The sequence below is a fragment of the Nocardioides sp. P4_G10 genome (assembly GCF_056401175.1).
On sequence record NZ_JBFUJV010000001.1, the window covers coordinates 504,874 to 523,242 of the forward strand.

At 71.8% G+C, this 18,369-nt stretch carries 21 protein-coding genes; 10 read left to right on the forward strand and 11 right to left on the reverse strand.

Annotation, left to right across the window (positions count from 1 at the left end; translation table 11 throughout):
• Nucleotides 1–31 precede the first annotated feature (31 nt).
• Together AC1DP1_RS02385 and AC1DP1_RS02390 are read right to left on the reverse strand one after the other, a co-directional pair.
• Nucleotides 32–553 carry an SRPBCC family protein gene (locus AC1DP1_RS02385; protein ID WP_477505478.1) on the reverse strand — a complete coding sequence of 174 codons (522 nt, stop codon included), beginning with the start codon at nucleotides 551–553 and terminating at the stop codon, nucleotides 32–34.
• On the reverse strand, nucleotides 550–915 hold the full coding sequence (locus tag AC1DP1_RS02390) for an ArsR/SmtB family transcription factor (protein ID WP_477505479.1): 366 nt from the start codon (nucleotides 913–915) through the stop codon (nucleotides 550–552). The genes AC1DP1_RS02385 and AC1DP1_RS02390 overlap by 4 nt, the downstream gene beginning before the upstream one ends.
• 170 nt (nucleotides 916–1,085) lie before the next feature.
• Between AC1DP1_RS02390 and AC1DP1_RS02395 the strand changes: the two genes are divergently transcribed.
• The 5 genes from AC1DP1_RS02395 (at nucleotide 1,086) to AC1DP1_RS02415 (ending at nucleotide 5,770) form a co-directional block, all read left to right on the forward strand.
• On the forward strand, nucleotides 1,086–1,394 hold the full coding sequence (locus AC1DP1_RS02395; RefSeq protein WP_477505480.1) for a hypothetical protein: 309 nt from the start codon (nucleotides 1,086–1,088) through the stop codon (nucleotides 1,392–1,394).
• 117 nt (nucleotides 1,395–1,511) lie between these two features.
• Complete coding sequence (locus AC1DP1_RS02400) at nucleotides 1,512–2,906, forward strand: class II fumarate hydratase (RefSeq protein ID WP_477505481.1); 1,395 nt, start codon at nucleotides 1,512–1,514, stop codon at nucleotides 2,904–2,906.
• A gap of 40 nt (nucleotides 2,907–2,946) precedes the next feature.
• Nucleotides 2,947–3,534: a GNAT family N-acetyltransferase gene (locus AC1DP1_RS02405; RefSeq protein WP_477505482.1), complete on the forward strand. Its 588-nt coding sequence runs from the start codon at nucleotides 2,947–2,949 to the stop codon at nucleotides 3,532–3,534.
• Between the two features lie 31 nt (nucleotides 3,535–3,565).
• Nucleotides 3,566–4,243 carry a DUF4396 domain-containing protein gene (locus AC1DP1_RS02410; RefSeq protein ID WP_477505483.1) on the forward strand — a complete coding sequence of 226 codons (678 nt, stop codon included), beginning with the start codon at nucleotides 3,566–3,568 and terminating at the stop codon, nucleotides 4,241–4,243.
• A gap of 90 nt (nucleotides 4,244–4,333) precedes the next feature.
• Nucleotides 4,334–5,770: a calcium-binding protein gene (locus AC1DP1_RS02415; protein WP_477505484.1), complete on the forward strand. Its 1,437-nt coding sequence runs from the start codon at nucleotides 4,334–4,336 to the stop codon at nucleotides 5,768–5,770.
• A gap of 21 nt (nucleotides 5,771–5,791) precedes the next feature.
• On the opposite strand, the gene AC1DP1_RS02420 is transcribed toward AC1DP1_RS02415, so the two are convergent.
• The 3 genes from AC1DP1_RS02420 to AC1DP1_RS02430 all read right to left on the reverse strand — a co-directional run bounded on the left by AC1DP1_RS02420 (nucleotide 5,792) and on the right by AC1DP1_RS02430 (nucleotide 9,192).
• Nucleotides 5,792–6,469 (reverse strand): aggregation-promoting factor C-terminal-like domain-containing protein, encoded by a 678-nt coding sequence (locus tag AC1DP1_RS02420; RefSeq protein ID WP_477505485.1) that lies wholly within the window; start codon nucleotides 6,467–6,469, stop codon nucleotides 5,792–5,794.
• Nucleotides 6,470–6,868: 399 nt separating this feature from the next.
• Nucleotides 6,869–8,194, reverse strand: a complete 1,326-nt coding sequence (locus AC1DP1_RS02425) for a PhoH family protein (RefSeq protein WP_477505486.1) — start codon at nucleotides 8,192–8,194, stop codon at nucleotides 6,869–6,871.
• Nucleotides 8,195–8,412: 218 nt separating this feature from the next.
• A complete protein-coding gene (locus tag AC1DP1_RS02430; protein WP_191192960.1) occupies nucleotides 8,413–9,192 on the reverse strand; it encodes an isoprenyl transferase in 780 nt (259 codons plus the stop codon).
• A gap of 88 nt (nucleotides 9,193–9,280) precedes the next feature.
• Between AC1DP1_RS02430 and trhA the strand changes: the two genes are divergently transcribed.
• A complete protein-coding gene (gene trhA / locus AC1DP1_RS02435; protein WP_477505487.1) occupies nucleotides 9,281–10,021 on the forward strand; it encodes a PAQR family membrane homeostasis protein TrhA in 741 nt (246 codons plus the stop codon).
• 195 nt (nucleotides 10,022–10,216) lie between these two features.
• Nucleotides 10,217–10,624 (forward strand): hypothetical protein, encoded by a 408-nt coding sequence (locus AC1DP1_RS02440; protein WP_477505488.1) that lies wholly within the window; start codon nucleotides 10,217–10,219, stop codon nucleotides 10,622–10,624.
• On the opposite strand, the gene AC1DP1_RS02445 is transcribed toward AC1DP1_RS02440, so the two are convergent.
• Both AC1DP1_RS02445 and AC1DP1_RS02450 read right to left on the reverse strand, forming a co-directional pair.
• Nucleotides 10,611–11,546 carry a DUF1353 domain-containing protein gene (locus AC1DP1_RS02445; RefSeq protein WP_477505489.1) on the reverse strand — a complete coding sequence of 312 codons (936 nt, stop codon included), beginning with the start codon at nucleotides 11,544–11,546 and terminating at the stop codon, nucleotides 10,611–10,613. The genes AC1DP1_RS02440 and AC1DP1_RS02445 overlap by 14 nt on opposite strands.
• A gap of 85 nt (nucleotides 11,547–11,631) precedes the next feature.
• Nucleotides 11,632–12,636: a glycoside hydrolase family 26 protein gene (locus tag AC1DP1_RS02450; RefSeq protein WP_477505490.1), complete on the reverse strand. Its 1,005-nt coding sequence runs from the start codon at nucleotides 12,634–12,636 to the stop codon at nucleotides 11,632–11,634.
• Nucleotides 12,637–12,770: 134 nt separating this feature from the next.
• Here AC1DP1_RS02450 and AC1DP1_RS02455 point away from each other — a divergent pair, with 134 nt between their 5' ends.
• Entirely contained in the window at nucleotides 12,771–13,760 is a 990-nt protein-coding gene (locus tag AC1DP1_RS02455) for a YihY/virulence factor BrkB family protein (RefSeq protein ID WP_477505491.1), read from the forward strand.
• 21 nt (nucleotides 13,761–13,781) lie between these two features.
• Here AC1DP1_RS02455 and AC1DP1_RS02460 read toward each other — a convergent pair whose 3' ends face one another.
• The 4 genes from AC1DP1_RS02460 to AC1DP1_RS02475 form a co-directional block, all read right to left on the reverse strand.
• Complete coding sequence (locus tag AC1DP1_RS02460; protein ID WP_477505492.1) at nucleotides 13,782–14,435, reverse strand: HAD family hydrolase; 654 nt, start codon at nucleotides 14,433–14,435, stop codon at nucleotides 13,782–13,784.
• Nucleotides 14,432–14,899, reverse strand: coding sequence for a PTS sugar transporter subunit IIA (locus AC1DP1_RS02465; protein ID WP_477505493.1), 468 nt, complete (start codon nucleotides 14,897–14,899; stop codon nucleotides 14,432–14,434). The genes AC1DP1_RS02460 and AC1DP1_RS02465 overlap by 4 nt, the downstream gene beginning before the upstream one ends.
• A complete protein-coding gene (locus tag AC1DP1_RS02470) occupies nucleotides 14,896–15,129 on the reverse strand; it encodes a PTS sugar transporter subunit IIB (RefSeq protein ID WP_477505494.1) in 234 nt (77 codons plus the stop codon). The genes AC1DP1_RS02465 and AC1DP1_RS02470 overlap by 4 nt, the downstream gene beginning before the upstream one ends.
• Before the next feature lie 69 nt (nucleotides 15,130–15,198).
• Nucleotides 15,199–16,251, reverse strand: coding sequence for an SIS domain-containing protein (locus AC1DP1_RS02475; protein ID WP_477505495.1), 1,053 nt, complete (start codon nucleotides 16,249–16,251; stop codon nucleotides 15,199–15,201).
• A 96-nt stretch (nucleotides 16,252–16,347) separates the two neighbouring features.
• Between AC1DP1_RS02475 and AC1DP1_RS02480 the strand changes: the two genes are divergently transcribed.
• A complete protein-coding gene (locus AC1DP1_RS02480) occupies nucleotides 16,348–17,124 on the forward strand; it encodes a GntR family transcriptional regulator (RefSeq protein WP_477505496.1) in 777 nt (258 codons plus the stop codon).
• Nucleotides 17,124–18,368 carry a PTS transporter subunit EIIC gene (locus tag AC1DP1_RS02485; RefSeq protein ID WP_477505497.1) on the forward strand — a complete coding sequence of 415 codons (1,245 nt, stop codon included), beginning with the start codon at nucleotides 17,124–17,126 and terminating at the stop codon, nucleotides 18,366–18,368. Before AC1DP1_RS02480 ends, AC1DP1_RS02485 begins: the two co-directional genes overlap by 1 nt.
• Nucleotide 18,369: the final 1 nt, after the last annotated feature.

Consider the following 18,369-nt stretch of genomic DNA (forward strand, 5'->3'; position numbering starts at 1 on the left):
TGACCGCACCAAGCGGCCACGCCGCGACCCCTCAGCCGAGCTGTTCCCGGTAGTGGTCCTTGAACGCCGGGTAGTAGTCGTCGAAGTCGACGACGGCGAGGTCGCCGCCGGTCTCGGCGAGGACCATCCGGTCGAGGTAGTAGTCCCATCCGGGACCGACGCTCTCGGCCAGCTCGACGTCGGTGACGCCCTGCGCGAACGTCAGCGTCGTGGTGCCGTCGGCCTCGGCCAGGTCGATCTCCCACGCCCAGAGCAGGTCGGGCTCGACGGGCTGCGCGGACCGCATGACGACCCGGCGGGGCGGGTCGCACTCGTCGACCCAGATGGTCTCGTCGGCGACGTCGTCGCCCTCGGCGGTCATCCGGAAGGTGACCGACCCGGTCGATGGATCACCGGTCCACTCCCCGATCCACCGGGCGAGGCGGTCGGACTCGGTCACGGCCGCCCACACGTCCTCGATCGGTGCGCGGAAGGTGCGCTCGAAGACGAGGAAGGTCTCGCCGTGCCGCTGCTCGCGTCGTCCGGTGGGGCGGGGCTGATGCGTCGTGGTCATGCGGTCTCCTGGGCGGTGTCGGGCTGGTCGGGCTGGTCGGCGGACCGGTCGCGGGTCGTGCGGCGCACCTCGAGGTCGAGGCCGTCGAGGACCGACTCGTCGAACCGGGGGCGTGGCTCCAGTGCCGCGAGCCAGTCGGCGATCACGGCCACACCGGTGCGTTCGAGCCGGTAGTGGCGCTCGCGGCCCCGGTCGTCGGCCGTCACCAGTCCGGCCTCGGACAGCAGGCGCAAGTGGCGGCTGATGGCCGGTCGGCTGACGGCGTGGTCGGCGGCCAGGTCGACCACCCGGGCCGGGCCGCTCGCCAGCCGCGCGACGAGGTCGCGTCGCACGGGGTCACCGAGGGCTGCGAACGGGTCCACCGACTATTGGTAACTGTTTGGTTACCGGTTGTCAAGGCTGGCCGAACGCAAGCCGTCTCCGCCACCACACTGGACAATCCTTGGACAAACATTGGACAAACCCTCGACATCGCCGCACGGCCGTGGTTCGGTGGGACTCCGACCTTGACCCCCCCGCAAGGAGAACCGACATGAACCGCACCTCCAGCGGCCTCGCCGCCCTCTCGCTCGCCGCCGCGACCGTCGTCCTGGCGCCAGCCGCCGCCCAGGCCAAGCCCGACACGGACTGCATGCGAGCCGGGATGAACACCCTCAAGTCCGCCGGTCTCTTCTCGTCGGTCGCCCGCGACGGGTTGCCGATCGCCACCGCCGTCTCGGTCGGAGTCCGGCCGCGCGCCGGCACCGACGTCGCGTCCCTCCCGGACCCGCTCCCCCTCAGCGTCGTGCTGGCCGACCACCGCGCAGGCGACGACAGCCTGTTCATCTACCCCTGGTGCTGATCCCCACCCGCGACGCCCCGCCGACCCTCCCCCGTGGTCAGCGGGGCGTTCGCCGTTCCCGCTCACTGGCCCAACGCGCCCAGGCGTAGGAGCCCCGACAGTGGGTACGGTCGTCGGGTGACCGAGACACGCACCGAGCACGACTCCATGGGCGAGGTCGACGTACCTCGCGACGCCCTGTGGCGGGCCCAGACCCAGCGCGCGATCGAGAACTTCCCGATCAGCGGCCTCACGTTGCAGCCCCGGCACGTCCAGGCGCTCGCCCACGTCAAGGCCGCAGCCGCGACCGCCAACGCCGCGCTGGGCGTCGTGCGCCACGAGCAGGCGCAGGCCATCGTCTCCGCCGCCGACGCCATCGTCGAGGGGTCGCACGACGGGGAGTTCCCCATCGACGTCTTCCAGACGGGGTCCGGCACCAGCTCCAACATGAACGCCAACGAGGTCATCGCGACCCTGGCCGCGCAGGCCGGCGTCGAGGTCCACCCCAACGACCACGTCAACGCCTCGCAGAGCAGCAACGACACCTTCCCGACCAGCATCCACGTCGCGGCGACGCTCGCCGTCGTCGACGACCTCCTGCCCGCGCTCGACCGGCTCGCGACGTCGTTCGAGGGCAAGGCAGAGGAGTTCGCCGACACGGTGAAGTCGGGGCGCACCCACCTGATGGACGCCACGCCCGTGACCCTCGGGCAGGAGATGGGGGCGTACGCCGCCATGCTGCGGCTCGGCGTCGAGCGGCTGGAGTCGGTGCTGCCGCGCGTGCGCGAGCTGCCCCTGGGCGGGACCGCCGTCGGCACCGGCATCAACACCCCGGACGCCTTCGCGGAGCGGGCGATCGCCGCGCTCTCCGAGCGGACCGGACAGCCCTTCACCGAGGCGCGCAACCACTTCGAGGCGCAGGGCACCCGCGACTCGCTGGTCGAGCTGTCCGGCGTCCTGCGCACCATCGCCGTCGGGCTCACCAAGGCGTGCAACGACCTGCGCTGGATGTCGTCGGGACCCACGACCGGGCTCGCCGAGATCCACCTGCCCGACCTGCAGCCGGGGTCGAGCATCATGCCCGGGAAGGTCAACCCGGTGCTGCCCGAGGCGACGCTGATGGTGTGCGCCCGGGTCGTCGGCAACGACGCGACGATCGCCTGGGCCGGCGCGTCCGGCAGCTTCGAGCTCAACGTGATGATGCCGGTCATGGCGCACGCCCTGCTCGAGTCGATCCACGTGCTGTCCACCTCCACGGTCCTGCTCGCCGAGAGGTGCGTGGACGGGATCACCGCCGACGCCGAGCGGATGCGGCGTTACGCCGAGTCCTCCCCGTCGGTGGTCACCCCGCTCAACGCCCACATCGGCTACGAGCAGGCCGCCAAGGTCGCCAAGAAGGCCCTCGCCGACGGGGCCACGATCCGCGAGACCGTGATCGACATGGGCTACGTCGAGCGCGGCGACCTGACCGAGGAGCAGCTCGACGCCGCCCTCGACGTCGACTCGATGACGGGTCACCGGACCTCGGGGTAAGCGGTAGCCGCTCGTCCGGTTCCGGTCGTACGGTCACCGCATGAGCGAGACGTCGTACGACATCAAGCCCCTCACGTCCGAGACGTGGCCCGCCTTCGACGACCTCGTCATCCGGCACAACGGGATCTTCGGCGGCTGCTACTGCATCTGGTTCCACCCCGACGGCCCCGAGCGGGGCCAGGGCAGGGAGGGCAACCGCGCACTCAAGAAGTCCTACGTCGAGAGGGGCGAGGCGCACGCCGCGCTGGTCCTCGACGGCGACGAGGCGATCGCGTGGGCGGAGTACGGCACGCCCGTCGAGCTCCCGTCGCTCCACCACCGCAAGCAGTACGACGCCGAGAAGGACGCCGACCCCGACTGGCGGATCACCTGCGTGTTCGTCGACAAGCGCTACCGCCGCCGCGGGGTCACCGAGCTCGCGATCCGCGGCGCGCTCGACCTGATCGCGGAGTCGGGTGGCGGGGTGGTCGAGTCCTACCCGCACGACCTCACCGACCAGACCAAGAAGATGTCGTCGTCGTTCCTCTACAACGGCACCCGCCGCCTCTACGAACGTCTCGGCTTCACCTACGTGCGCCCCAAGGGCGTGAAGAACTGCGTGATGACGACGACCGTCGCCGCCCGTTGACGTCGATACCCCCCAGGGGTATCTTCGAGGCATGGACCACGGCACGCTCCCCGGAGCCGGGCACGGCTCCCACCACGACATGGGCAGCAGCAACGCGATGGCGGTCTCCGCCACCCTCCACTGCCTGACCGGCTGCGCCATCGGCGAGATCCTCGGCCTGATGATCGGCACCGCCCTCGGGTTGGGCAACCTCAGCACGATCGCCGTCGCGATCGGTCTGGCGTTCGTCTTCGGCTACTCCCTGTCGACCCTGCCGCTGCTGCGGGCGGGGCTCGGGGTCGGGGCCGCCCTGACCGTCGTCCTCGCGGCCGACACGCTGTCGATCGCGACGATGGAGGTCGTCGACAACCTGGTCGTGGCCGTCATCCCGGGCGCCATGGAGGCGGGGCTCGTGAACCCGGTGTTCTGGCTCTCGATGATGCTCGCGCTGACAGTGGCGTTCTTCGCGGCCTGGCCGGTCAACCGCCACCTACTCGCGCGCGGCAAGGGCCACGCCCTGACCCACCACTTCCACGGCGCCGAGCCGGAGGGCGCGCGGCGCTTCATCCCGGACCTCGCGACCTCGACGCTCGTCGCTGCCATCGTCGCCTTCATGCTCGGCGGTCTGGTCGTCTCCGTCGCCGACGAGCTCGAGGCACCGTCCGACACCGCGCACGCCGTCCCCCGTGATGGATCGGGGACTCGTGCCTCCATCGCCCCGATGCGATAGCGGCGCAACTTCCGGCGCCGGTGGCGCGTCCCCCTTCTGCTGCGTCTCTCGCAGGTCCCCTGTTCCGCTCACCTTCCTGGAGTTGTCGTCGTGGCCCCTGCGTCTCCCCTGTCCGCGTGGATCGTGCTGGTGGCCACGTCCGCCGTGATGGCCGTGCCGGGTGCGGCGGCGGCCGACGTCCCGACGTGCCAGGGAAGACCGGCCACGCTCGTGGGACCGACGGCGGGGAACAGCACCGCCGGAACGCCGGGTGACGACGTCATCGTCACGACAGCGGAGGGCGCGTCCGGTCGGGGCACCATCGACGCAGGCGACGGCAACGACCTCCTCTGCATCGTCCCGGGCGCCGGCACCATCCCGCACCCGAACATCGACTCGACGTTCGACGTCCTGATGGGCGCAGGCAACGACACGGTCGTCGTGGAGGAGACCCGCAACACCAGCTACCTGCGCGTCACCCTCGGCGACGGCGACGACACGTTCCTCGGCTCGAGCCGACCGGAGACCGTCGTCGCCGGGAACGCCCAGCCGGAGTACCCGAACCTGGGCGGAGACTCCGGCCGCGACCACATCGACGCCGGCCTCGGCTCGGACACCATCTACAGCGGCTCGCCGTCCCCGGACATCCCGAACGACGACACCGTGATCTCCGGCGCCGGCGGTGACTCGCTCTACATCGGCGGAAAGGGCGCGGTGCTCGACAACGGCGGCACCGCCGGGGACGGGGCGGGCGACAATCTCGCCATCTTCCACAAGGGCTGGCTGCAGCGACGTGTCACGGTCGACAACGCATCCCGCACGGCCACGTCGGACGCGGGCGAGCTCATGCGGTGGAGCAACGTGCAGTTCTTCCACGTGTACGTCGACTCGCCGCTCACGTTCACGGGGTCGGATGCTGCTGAGGTCCTGACGGTGTCGACGAGCCTGGCGCCGGAGCACCGGTATGACACGACCGTCGATGCCGCCATGGGTGCCGGTGACGACGGGGTCCGGTACGCCACCGGCCCGATGAGCGGAACGCTCGACGGGGGCGAGGGCGACGACTCGATCGAGATGCCTCACTGCTCGACGATCGAGTACCGGCTCGGGCGGCGGTTCAGGTGCGGCGACACGACCGCGGACGGGGGGCGCTTCTCGTTCCTGACCGAGGTCGGTCGGTTCGAGGGCAGGGCGCTGGTGACTGCCGGCCGCCGGGCCGACATCGTCGGCACGCAGGGCAGGGACGTGATCGTGGTCCGCGCCCCTCGCATCCTCGTGAACGGTCGCGGCGGGGACGACCGCGTGACGGTCGCTGCGTACGCGAAGACGAAGATCTCGACCCTGCTCGGCGGGAACGGCGACGACATCCTGGTCGGCGGGAAGCGCGCCGATCGGCTCTCCGGTGGTGCGGGACGCGACCTCCTGGTCGGTCGCGCCGAGGACGACGTCCTCATCGGCAGCAGGGGGCGCGACACGGCCCGCGGCGGGTCCGGGAACGACCACTGCTCCGCGGAGGTCGCGCGGCGGTGCGAGGTCCCGCGGACCTGACCCGACGGATCGCGACGGGGCTCAGTACCAGCCGTTGCCCTGCTTGAAGCTCCACGCGCTGCAGGGGGTGCCGTAGGTGTCCTGGATGTACTCCAGGCCCCACCGGATCTGCGACTCGGCGGAGGTCATGTAGTCCGCCGGCAGCTCGTGGAGCTCGGTGAGGGCCTGCGGGATGCCGTACGCCGACGAGGTCGGGTTGTCGGCGTCGATGCGCCAGTCCGACTCGCTGACGTAGAGCGAGTCGAGGCACGAGAACTGGTCGGAGGAGAAGCCGTACGCCGGCAGCAGCGCGCGGGCGATGTCGCGCGGGTCGCCCTCGGACAGCTTCTCCGAGCGCGTCACGGCCGAGCCGCCGGACATCGCGAGCGTCGTGGCCTTCGCCTTGTCGGTCCGACGTGCCGAGCGCGAAACGACCTGTCGCGACGAACGCTCGAGCGTGGTCGCGTCCGCGGTCGAGCCGGCGGCCCCGGTCGTGGCCTCGGCGGACGGGCTCGGGGTGGTGGTCGCCACGTCCGCGGCGGCGGGGGTCAGCACGTCGGGGTCGCTCGCGGCGAGGCCGCCGGTGACGCTCACGCCGGTCACGGCGGCTGCCAGTCCGGTCAGGACGACGCCGGTGCGCAGGGCTCGACGGGGCGCGCGGCCGGCCTTGTGCTTGCCGGGGACGCGGTGCTTCGGGACGTACTTGTCTGACTTGGGCACAGGGGCTCACGGGGGGTTGACGACAGGGGGTGTCACGCCGGGTCGTGCACAGAGGCGCGGGGGCGACCACGAAGACCTGGTCCGGCGGGACGGGGCGGTGGTGCGGGGGATCCCGGCGCCCTGCCGACGACCGAGGTCACGGAACGGTCACGAGCCACCATGCATGAGGGTTCAACCACGTGCAAACCGAACGGCACAATTGGGGCTGTCCCTTGCGTCACAACAGTGTCGTTGCGTCTCGTCAGTCCCACCGGCCACGCATGGTGACGACCGCCACCGCCTCCCGCGCCCGATCGCCGCTGCAACGCCGGGTTGGTAGCTGTACCCACCAGGATCTGTCATGGGGGGCACAAGCAACAACCCGGCGTTGCAGCGCACCAGGGCGGCCCGAGGCGTCGGTCAGAGGGTGACGTCCTCCAGCATCTCGGTCACGAGGGCGGCGATGGGCGAGCGCTCGGAGCGGGTCAGGGTGACGTGGGCGAAGAGGGGGTGGCCCTTGAGCTTCTCCACCACGGCGACGATGCCGTCGTGGCGACCCACGCGGAGGTTGTCGCGCTGGGCCACGTCGTGGGTGAGCACGACCTTGGAGTTGGCGCCGATGCGGGACAGGACCGTCAGGAGCACGTTGCGCTCGAGCGACTGTGCCTCGTCGACGATCACGAAGGCGTCGTGGAGCGACCGACCGCGGATGTGGGTCAGCGGCAGCACCTCGAGCATGCCGCGGTCCATCACCTCGTCGATGACGTCCTTGCCGGTCAGCGCACCGAGGGTGTCGAAGACGGCCTGCGCCCACGGCGACATCTTCTCGTTCTCCGAGCCGGGGAGGTAGCCGAGCTCCTGCCCGCCGACGGCGAAGAGCGGGCGGAAGACCACGACCTTCTTGTGGTGGCGGCGCTCCATCACCGCCTCCAGGCCCGCGCACAGCGCCATCGCCGACTTGCCGGTGCCGGCGCGACCGCCGAGGGAGACGATCCCGACCTCGGGGTCGAGCAGCATCTCGAGCGCGATCCGCTGCTCGGCGGAGCGGCCGTGGATGCCGAAGGCGTCGCGGTCGCCGCGGACGAGGTGCACGCGCTTGTCCGCCCCCACGCGGCCCAGCGCCGTACCCCTGTCGGACAGCAGCACCAGGCCGTTGTGGCACGGCAGGTCGCGGGCCTCGGCGAGGTCGACGACCCCGTCCTCGTAGAGCTCGTCGAGGTCGGTGGCCGGGACCTCGAGCTCGGTCATGCCGGTGTAGCCGGAGTCGCTGATCGCCTCGGCGCGGTATTCCTGGGCGTCGAGGCCGACGGCGGACGCCTTGATCCGCAGCGGCAGGTCCTTGGAGACGAGCGTGACCACGTGGCCCTCGTCGGCGAGGTTGCGCGCGACGGCCAGGATCCGGGTGTCGTTGTCCCCCAGCCGGAAGCCGGACGGCAACGAGGCCGCGTCGGTGTGGTTGAGCTCCACCCGGAGCGTGCCGCCCTCCGTGCCGATGCCGACGGGCTCGTCGAGCCGGCCGTGGACGACGCGCAGGTCGTCGAGCGCGCGCAGCGCCGCACGGGCGAAGTAGCCGAGCTCGGGGTGGTGCCGCTTGCCCTCCAGCTCGGTGATCACCACCACGGGGAGCACGACCTCGTGCTCGGCGAAGCGGGTGAGCGCGCCGGGATCGGCGAGCAGCACGCTGGTGTCCAGGACGTAGGTCCTGCGGTCAGAGCTGACGGAGCTGGGTGAGGTGTTGCTGGCCACGACTAACCCCTTGCTGCGGGTCGGCGCGCGCACTCCTCGCCCGGCCCGATGTCATTCAACGGACCGGAGAGCTCCCATCTGAGTGCCCAAGGTGTGCCTCCCGGTTCAGCCGGCTTCCCCACCTGCTGATGTCGCGAAAGTACGCCCGTGGATCACCCGATCCGGGGCGACACGCCCGAACGCGAGGTGACGGTCGGGTGACGTCTGCGAGCCGTTGCTCAGCCGCCGAAGCGGCGCTCGCGCTCGGCGTACGCGCGGATGGCGCGCAGGAAGTCGACGCGCCGGAAGTCGGGCCACAGGGCCTCGCAGAAGTAGAACTCCGAGTTGGCCGACTGCCACAGCAGGAAGCCGCCGAGGCGCTGCTCGCCCGACGTGCGGATCACGAGGTCGGGGTCGGGCTGGCCCTTGGTGTAGAGGTGCTCGGCGATGTGCTCGACGTCGATGATGTCGGCGAGCTCCTCCAGGGAGGTGCCCTTGGAGGCGTGGTCGGCGAGCAGGGCGCGTACGGCGTCGGCGATCTCGCGGCGGCCGCCGTAGCCGACCGCGACGTTGACGAGCACGCCGTCGATGTCGCGGGTGCTCTCCTCGGCGGCCTTGAGCCGCTCGGCGGTCTCGGTCGGCAGCAGGTCGAGCGCTCCCACGGGGTGGATCCGCCAGCGTCCCGCCTCGGCGAGCGACTCGACGGCGCCCTCGATGATCTTCAGCAGCCCGGTGAGCTGCTCGGGCGGGCGGTTGGTCAGGTTGTCGCTGGAGAGCAGCCACAGCGTGACCACCTCGACGCCGACCTCCTCGCACCAGCCCAGCAGCGGACGGATGTTGTCGGCGCCGGCCTGGTAGCCCTCCGCGGTGTTGAGCCCGACCGCCTTGGCCCACCGGCGGTTGCCGTCGAGCATCACGCCCACGTGCTTCGGGATCTGGTCGTGGGGAAGGAACTTCACCACCCGGGACTCGTAGGCCGGGTAGAGCACCCGTCGCACGGCGTCCTTCACGTTGACCACCAGCCGATGGTAACGCCGTCGCGCCGTGTGACCGGGCACTCGGTGCACTCGGCTGCGCACTTCACGCCCGTCCGGGTAACTTCTTTCCATGGAGACCCCCGGCCAGACCCCGCGCGACCGCGTCGAGCACGCCGTCGAGCGTGCCGGCGAAGTGATGGCCGACAAGATGGCCGAGATCAAGCCGCACCTGCGCGGCTGGCTGCACGCCGCCACCGCGCCGATCGCGCTCGCCGCCGGCATCGTGCTCGTCGCACTCTCCCCCACGGCCTCCACCCGCGTCGGGTCGGCGGCGTTCGCGTTCTCCGCGCTCCTCGTCTTCACGGTGTCGGCGATCTACCACCGCGGCACCTGGTCCCCGCGCACGTGGGCGTTCCTGCGCCGCTTCGACCACGCCAACATCTTCGTGCTGATCGCCGGCACCTACACGCCCTACGCCCTGCTCTTCCTCGAGGGCAGCGCGCGTACGACGCTGCTGCTCGTCGTCTGGATCGCGGCGATCGCGGGTGTGTTCTTCCGCGTGTTCTGGACCGACGCGCCGCGCTGGCTCTACACGCCGATGTACATCGCCCTCGGCTGGGCGGCGGTGTTCTTCATCCCCCAGTTCATGGAGGGCGCCAACCGCTTCAGCAGCGGCGTCGCGGTCGCCACGCTGGTGCTCGTGGCGGTCGGAGGCGTGCTCTACACGCTCGGTGGCGTGGTCTACGGCCTCAAGCGCCCCAACCCCTCGCCCCGCTGGTTCGGCTTCCACGAGGTGTTCCACTCGTTCACCATCCTGGCCTTCGCAGCCCACTACGTCGGCGTCTCGCTCGCGACGTACTCCCTGCGCTGACTGGGCACTTCGTGCCCGTCCTGCGGGTCTGACCGGGCACTTCGTGCCCGTCGTCGAGCACCAAGTGCCCGCTCGGCGGGTTCGACGGGGCACGAAGTGCCCGCTCGGCGGGGTGAGGGTGCTCACGTCGGGCAACGATCGGCCGCGCCCGGTCGTCGTACAGGGGAAGCCCTGTCCCCCACCCCCCTTCGTGAGATGCCTGACTCCCCCATCGACACGCCCGAGCGGACCGGCCGGACCGGCCGAACCGACCGCCAGCCCTTCCTCGACCTGAGCCTCCCGCAGCTCGTCGCCGGCGCCACTGCCGCCGCGACGTCGGCGATCCTCATCAGCCACCTGAACCTCCTCGGCACGGTGCTCGGGGCCGCCTTCGCCAGCATCGTCTCCGCGGTCGTCACCGCCGGTCTCGTCGGCGGCTGGCACCGCGTGCGCACGGTGCCGAGCCGCTTCCCACGCAACGTCCACGGCATGGTGGTGACCGCCGTGGCGCTCGGCCTGGTCGTCCTGGCGGCGCGCGAGGGTCTGACCCTCGTCACGCAGGACCTGCCGCGCGGCACCTTCGCCGCGCGCTGGCTCGCCGAGGTCGGCCTCAGCCGAGGCTGAGCACCGCGAAGACGACCAGGGAGGCGGCGACGACGACGCCCGCCAGCACCCAGGCCGCGACGGGGGAGCGTCGGGCCAGCCGCTCGAGGGCGAGGTAGCTCGCGCCGATGACGGCGAGGCCGACGGTGACGTGGAGCAGCACAGCGAGCATCACCCCGGCGATCGCACCCGCCATCCGCAGCCGGCCCCAGAGCAGGCTCAGCGCCAGCGGCAGCACGATCGCCCCCGCGAACCCGCCCGCCAGCTCCGCCCACCACGGCCGGTCGCCCATCCAGGGCACGTCGACGGCACCCACCCACGAGACGTCGAACAGGTCGCCGGTGGCGCTGTAGCCGAGGTAGACGATCGCGGCGATCGTGACGCCGGCCGCCACCCGGTAGGACCAGTGCTTGAGCGGCGACCACGGCACGGCCCGGCCGACGAAGATCGTCGCCACGGTGACGGCCGACCAGACGATCCAGCGACGGATCACTCCCGTGCCGGTGTCGGCCATCGCGTCGCGGAAGACCCGGTCGGCCTCGACCCGGTCGACCCCGTGCCCCTCGGTGGAGACGTAGGACGCGGGGTCGTCGCGACCGGCCACGAGGGCGTCGTGCAGCAGCGCAGCGGGCAGGTGGGCCCCGGTCTTGGGCACCAGCCAGGTGAACAGGGCGGGCACCGAGGTCAGGTCGGTGCGGAAGTCGGCGTCCGCCGGGACCAGCAGCTCGCCGAGGTGGCGGTCGCGGTAGGCAAGCCGACGCTCCAGGGCGAACGTCTCGACGCCCTCCTCGGAGTGCCGCTCGAGCACGATGCGCGGATCGGACCGTGGGTCGGGCGGCGCGCCCGGACCTGCTGCGGTCGGCAGCGTGCCGCCGTCGTAGAACCGGCGCGGCTCCACCGCCACCTGTCTCCCGATCGATCCGACGCGCTCCCGAGCCTGCATGCCTCCAGTCTGGACCTGCGGACCGACAGCCTCCACCCGCCAGACCGGCCCGACCTCCCGGGCACGGCACCCGGAGGTGCTGGCGTCAGGCGGGCATCTGGTCGAGCGCGGAGCGGATCGCCTTGAGCGCGTCGTTGGACGAGCTCACCCGCCAGTCGCGCTCCTTGTTGCCCTGGAACCAGCACACGGCCCGGACCCGCGGGAAGGTGGTCGCGGCGAACATGTCGGTGATCCAGCGTCCCTTCGAGGCGGACTTGATGCGGGGTGCCCCGTCGTCGTACGACGGCTCCTTGCAGCCGACCTCGCAGATCCACACCGGAGCGGTGGGGTGCAGGGCGACGAGCCGGTCGTACTGCTCGCGGTAGATGTCCTCGAAGGTGCGCCACGGCCCCCAGCTGAGGCCGGTGTTGCCCCAGTTGTAGCCGTCGAGGCCGAGGACGTCGACGTAGTCGTCACCGGGGTAGATGGTGCGGATGTCCGTCGTGCCCTCGTAGGTGTCGGTCGTCGGGTTGAACACCCAGCGCAGGTTGGTGACGCCCCGGTCGCGGAGGTAGGTCACCAGGTAGCGCCAGGCCGCGACGAACTCCTCCGGCGTGCCGCCGTGCTCCTTCTCGCCGGCGGGGGTCGGCTGGAACGAGGTCCAGTCGCCGTTCATCTCCGGCCAGGGGCGCACGTACATGACGTACGGGAAGGCGCGCGCCGCCGCGGCGATCTGGTCGAGGTAGGCGTCGTGCAGGCCGGCCGGCCACTCGCTGTAGCGGAACTTCCCGATCTCCCAAGCGACCAGCAGGTCGCGCGCGCCACCCCGAGCGGTGTCGAGGTCCTGCTGGGCGGGGAAGACGACGTCGGGTCCGTAGAAGTAGGACGCGATCGAGACCGGCGCCTGGACGGTCCGCTGGAGGTCGTCGAGGACACCGGGGGTCCACGGCACGTCCCACGCGTAGGCGCCGAACCGGACCTGCCGCCCCAGCGGGGTGCCTGAGGCGGCGTGCGCCCTGCCGGGCGCGACGGACAGTGCCGCGGCGGCGGGGCCGAGGAGGGAGGCGACCACGAGGGCGCGACGAGACAGGGTGGAACCGAGGAACGACACGGAGACTCCGAGAGGTCGAGAACGTCTGCCAGCGGCCGCGACGACCGGTGGGACTTCCAGAGTAGAGGCGGGCGGAGCACCCGTCCGGCGAATCCGGGCGCTCCTCCGCCGTGGCCGCCGCCTAGGGTGCGCCCATGACCACCGCGCGGACCGTTCCCGTCACCACCGAGATGGACGGTGACGAGCTGGACGCGCTCGACGCCTGGCACCTCGCACGCCACCACGGGCTGGGGAAGATCGCGGTCGAGTCCTTCGTGCGCTTCCGCTACGGCGACGGGTTCACCAACTCGCGCGCGCTCGCCCTGCAGGCCTGCCTCGCCGTCGTCCCCTTCCTCCTCGCCCTGACCGGCCTCGCCTCCGACATCGACCACGAGCGGCCCGCCGCGGTCGTGGCACACGTCGTCGACTCGCTCTCCCCCGGCTCGGGCGAGGGTGACGCGCTCGCCTCGGCGGTCGACGGGTCGGACGCGTCCGAGCGTGCCGGTGAGATCGCCCTGGTGCTCGGCCTCGGCTTCGCGCTCCTGTCGATGACCACGGCGATGGCGCAGGTCGAGCGCGGCGCCAACCGCATCTACGGCATCCGGCGCGACCGCAAGGCGCTTCACAAGTACGGCCGGGCGGCGGTGCTGACCGCCGTGCTCGCCGCGCCGGTCGGCGTGGGGTTCGTGATGATCGTCGGCGGCGGCGCGCTCGGCGAGGCGATGGTGGAGAGCTACGACTGGTCCGACTCGGCCGTCGACTGGTGGAACGGACTGCGGTGGCCGGTCGGCATCGCGCTGCTGGTGTTCGCGATCGCCGTGCTGCTCGACCACGCGCCGCGCCGCCGGCAGCCCGCCCTGTCCTGGCTCGCGCTCGGGTCGGGGATCGCGGTGGTGCTCAGTGCCGTCGCCACCGCCGGGCTCGCGGCGTACGTCTCGCTCAGCGGGTCGTTCGGCAGCGTCTACGGCCCCCTCGCCGGCGTGTTCGCCCTGCTGCTGTGGGCGCTGCTGTCGTCCGTGGCGTTCTTCTACGGCACGGCCGTGTGCGCCCAGCTCGAGGCGCTCCGGGCAGGCGAGGTCGAGCCGGCGCTCGACGACCCGGGCCGCCCGCACGCCACGACCGTCGGGGACCAGGTCGCCGGCTGACCACCAGGCCCCGAGGCCGGGTCACGCCCTCAGGAGCGCGAGCAGCGGCCGGAGGTCGCCGTGGACCTCGACCGCGCCGGCGTCGAGGAGCACCTCGCGCGGGTGGGACGTGCCGATGCCGTGCACCTGGCGTACGCCGGCACCGAGCGCCGCGCGGACACCGGCCGGTGAGTCCTCCGCCGCCAGCGCGGCCGCGGGGTCGGCGTCGAGCCTCCGGCAGGCGAGCGCGAAGCCGGCCGGGTGCGGCTTGCCGTCCTCGACGTCGCGGGCGGTGACGACGAGGTCGACGCTGTCGAGCTCGAGGGTCAGCGACTCGACCAGCGACCTGTGCACCCAGTCCGGTCCCGCCGAGGTGACGATCGCGACCGGGGTGCCGCCGGCGCGGGCCGCCTCGATCAGCTCCCGGGCGCCCGGCACGGCGCGCGCCGCCTCGTCCGGCACGTGCTCGAGCACCTCGGCGAGCACGGCCTCCGGGTCGAGCCCGTCCCAGGGGCCGTTCTCGGTCGCGAAGACGTCGACCGCCCGGCGGCCGGTGAAGACGGAGAGGTCGGGGAGCTCCCAGCCCTTGTGGGCGAAGAACGACTCGTAGCCGCGCCGGTGCAGCGGCTCGGAGTCGACCAGCGTCCCGTCGAGGTCGAGCAGGAGTGCGGAGACCCCCGTCGTCGCCGCCGTCATGCGGTCGCGAAGAGCACGTCGCCGGCAGCCACGGACCCGCCGATGGCGTCGCTCGTGACCGACCCCTTCGGTGCGTCCATCAGCACGACCGGGACGATCGGCGAGACGTCCTGGCCGCTGGCCGTGGGCGGCAGCGAGGACGGGTCCCACGTGATCATCGGGTCGCCCGCGGCGACCTCGCTCCCCTGGGTGGCGAGGACCTCGAAGCCCTCCCCCTCCAGGCGGACGGTGTTGATGCCGAGGTGCACGAGGACGCCGACGCCGTCGCCGAGGACGACGAAGGCGTGGGGCAGGACCTTGACGACCTTGCCGGCGATCGGCGACACCACGGTGGCGCGGCCGGGCTCGGGCTCGATGGCCACGCCGGGGCCGACCATCTCCTCGGCGAAGACGGGGTCGGGCACGTCCGACATCGCGACGACCCGTCCCGGGCAGGGGGCGAGGACCTGGACGGCACCGCTCACATCAGGTCCTCGATGTCGTCGGCGAGGTTGTCCGCCTCGGGCCCGACGACGACCTGGACGACGGTGCCGCTCGCCATCACGCCGTGGGCTCCGGCGGCCTTGAGGGCCGCCTGGTCCACGATCGAGCCGTCCTTCACCTCGGTGCGGAGGCGGGTGATGCACGCCTCGATCTCGACGATGTTGTCGGCGCCACCGAGGCCGGCCAGGATCTGCTCTGCCTTGCTGCTCATCTCAGGTTCCTTTCGTGGGTGGATCCACTGTCGCGTACGCCGACGGGTGCGGCGCAACGGTCGTAGGGGTCAGCGGTCGGTCTGGGTGACCTTCTTGAGGCCGCGCGGGTTGTCGGGGTCGAGGCCCAGCCGACGGGCCATCTGCTCGATCATCAGCTGCGCGGGCACGATCGACGCGATGGGCTCCACCGTCTCGGGCAGGTCCGGACCCGCCAGGTGGAGGTCGCACTCGGCCGCGAAGTCGGGCGTGCCCCCGAGCCCGAGGACGCGCGCCCCGCGCTCGTGGAGGTCGCGGACCAGGTCGACCATCGGCTCGGCGAGCGGGCCCTCGCCCGCGCCGACCAGCACGGCCAACAGCCCTTCGCTCACCACCGAGATCGGGCCGTGGCGCAGGTCGGCGTAGGAGTACCCGCGCACCGGGCGCAGGCACGTCTCCTCCATCTTCAGCGCCGTCTCCAGCGCGGTGCCGAGGAGCAGCCCTCGCCCCGACACGACCACCCGGTCGGTGGTGGCCAGCGCCTCGGCAGCCGCGTCGACGTCGGTGCGCAGGAGCTGCTCGACGGCGCCGGGCACGCGGTCGAGCGCGTCACCCAGCGGCGCCTCCCCCAGCGCGTCGGCGAGGACGGCGAGGGCCACGAGCTGGGTGAGGTAGGACTTGGTCGCCGGCACCGCGAGCTCGGGACCGGCCCGGGTCACGAGCGCGACGTCGGCGGCGTCGGCGAGCGGCGACCCCTCGACGTTGGTCACGCCCACGGTCGCGGCCCCGCAGGCTCGCGCCCACTCCTGGGTCTCGACGATCTCGGCGGTCGCACCGGACTGGGACACCGAGACCACGACCGTGTCCGAGAGGTCGAGGCGCGCGCCGTAGTGGGTGGCGACGCTGGGCGCGGCCAGCCCGGCGGGGACGCCGGCGGCCACCTCGAGCAGGTAGCGGCCGTAGATCGCGGCGTTGTCGCTCGACCCGCGCGCGACGAGCAGCACGCGGCGGCGCCCTGCGGCGAGCTCGCGCAGTCGCGGCTGCTCGGGCAGGAGCGCGTCGAGGGTGCGGCGGGCGGCCGCGGGCTGCTCGGCGATCTCGGACGCCATCTGCGTCGCGGGTGTAGCCGGGAGTGAGGTGTCCATCGTGGTCCTTGACAACGTCGACGTGTCGGAGCCATGCTCTCCAACTGGTACGTACCAGACCGTACCAATGGATCCATCAGACGTCGAGAGGACGACATGTCCCCCAGGATCGAGGACGGCCCGCGGCCCAAGCACGTGCAGCTGAGCGACGTGCTGGCCGAGCTGGCGACCCGCGACCTTGGGCCCGGAGCCTCGATCCCCTCGGAGCGCGAGCTCATGACGACGTACGACGTCTCCCGCGCCACGGTGCGCAAGGCCATCGACAGCCTGGTGGTCGGCGGGCTGCTGGAGAAGATCCACGGCAAGGGCACCTTCGTCGCGCGACCCCGCGTGCAGACCAGCCTGCACCTCGCGTCGTTCTCCGACGACATGCGCCGCCGCGGCCTGGTCCCCGCGACCCGCCTCATGCGCGTCGACGAGGAGCGGCCGCCGGCGGAGGTCGTCAAGGCGCTGCGGCTGGGCGCACGCGGCACTGCGTGGCGGATCGACCGTGTGCGGCTCGCCGACGGCCAGCCGATGGCGATCGAGCAGGGGTGGTACCCGTGCTCCGTGCTCCCCGGCCTCGACACCGCGGACCTCACCGGCTCGCTCTACACGCTCTTCGCGAGCAGCTACGACCTCGTCATCGACGGTGCCGAGCAGACCCTGTGGGGCGAGGCGGCGGAGGGTGCGACCGCGCGCCGCCTCGAGGCACCCGTGCACACACCGCTCCTGGTCTTCCGCCGCGTCTCGACCGCGGCGGGCCGACCGGTCGAGTACGTCGTCTCCCGCTACCGGGGCGACCGCTACCAGGTCCACATGAGCCTCGGCGCCACCCCCGACGCCGTCGGAAGAAGCAGCACCAACAGCACCACCAGAAGGGAACGATCCTGATGACCACCCAGGACGCCGCCTCGGGCGGCACCACGACCCGGCGCAAGCTCAACCTCGCGCCGGTCCAGAAGTTCGGGCGCAGCCTGATGCTCCCCATCGCCGCGCTGCCCGTCGCGGCGCTGCTGCTGCGGCTCGGCCAGCCCGACCTGCTGGGCGCCGACGGGCTGGGCTGGGACAGCGTCGCAGCCGTCATCGGCGCAGCGGGCAACGCCCTCTTCGCCAACCTGCCCCTGCTGTTCGCCGTCGGCATCGCGATCGGCATGGCGCGCAAGTCGGACGGCTCCACGGCCCTGGCGGCCGTCGTCGGCTACCTCGTCTTCCAGGGGGTCGGCGAGGCGATGTCGCCCGAGATCCTCGAGGGTGACGAGCTGATCAACTACGGCGTGCTCGGCGGCATCGTCATGGGCCTCGTGAGCGCCTGGCTCTGGCAGCGCTACCACCGGATCTCGCTCCCGCCCTACCTCGCCTTCTTCGGTGGACGTCGCTTCGTCCCGATCATCACCGCCTTCGCGGCCGTGGTGATCTCGGTCGCGATGAGCTTCGTCTACCCGGCCTTCGACTGGGCGATCACCGGCCTCGGCGAGTGGGTGACCGACAACGCCGTGCTCGGCGGCTTCGTCTACGGCACGCTGAACCGGCTGCTGATCCCGCTCGGCCTGCACCACATCCTCAACAACCCGCCGTGGTTCATCTTCGGCGAGTACTCCTCCGGCGGCGAGACCTACAACGGCGACATCGCCCGCTTCCTGGCCGGCGACCCGACCGCGGGTGCCTTCATGACCGGCTTCTTCCCGATCATGATGTTCGCCCTCCCGGCCGCCGCCCTGGCGATCTGGCACGAGGCCAAGCCGCACAACAAGAAGCTCGTCGGCGGCATCATGCTCTCGGCCGCGCTGACCGCGTTCCTCACCGGCGTCACCGAGCCGCTGGAGTTCGCGTTCATGTTCGTCGCGTTCCCGCTCTACGTCATCCACGCCCTCCTCACGGGCTCCTCGATGGCGCTGATGAACTGGATCGGGGTCAAGGACGGGTTCGGCTTCTCGGCGGGACTGTTCGACTACGTCCTCAACTTCAACATCGCCACCAAGCCGCTGCTGATCATCCCGATCGGCCTGGCCTACGCCGCCGTCTACTACTTCCTGTTCCGGTTCGTGATCCGCAAGTGGAACCTGCGCACGCCCGGGCGCGAGGACGACGACGACGTCTCCGGCGGCTCGATGCTCGAGCAGGACAACAAGGCCTGAC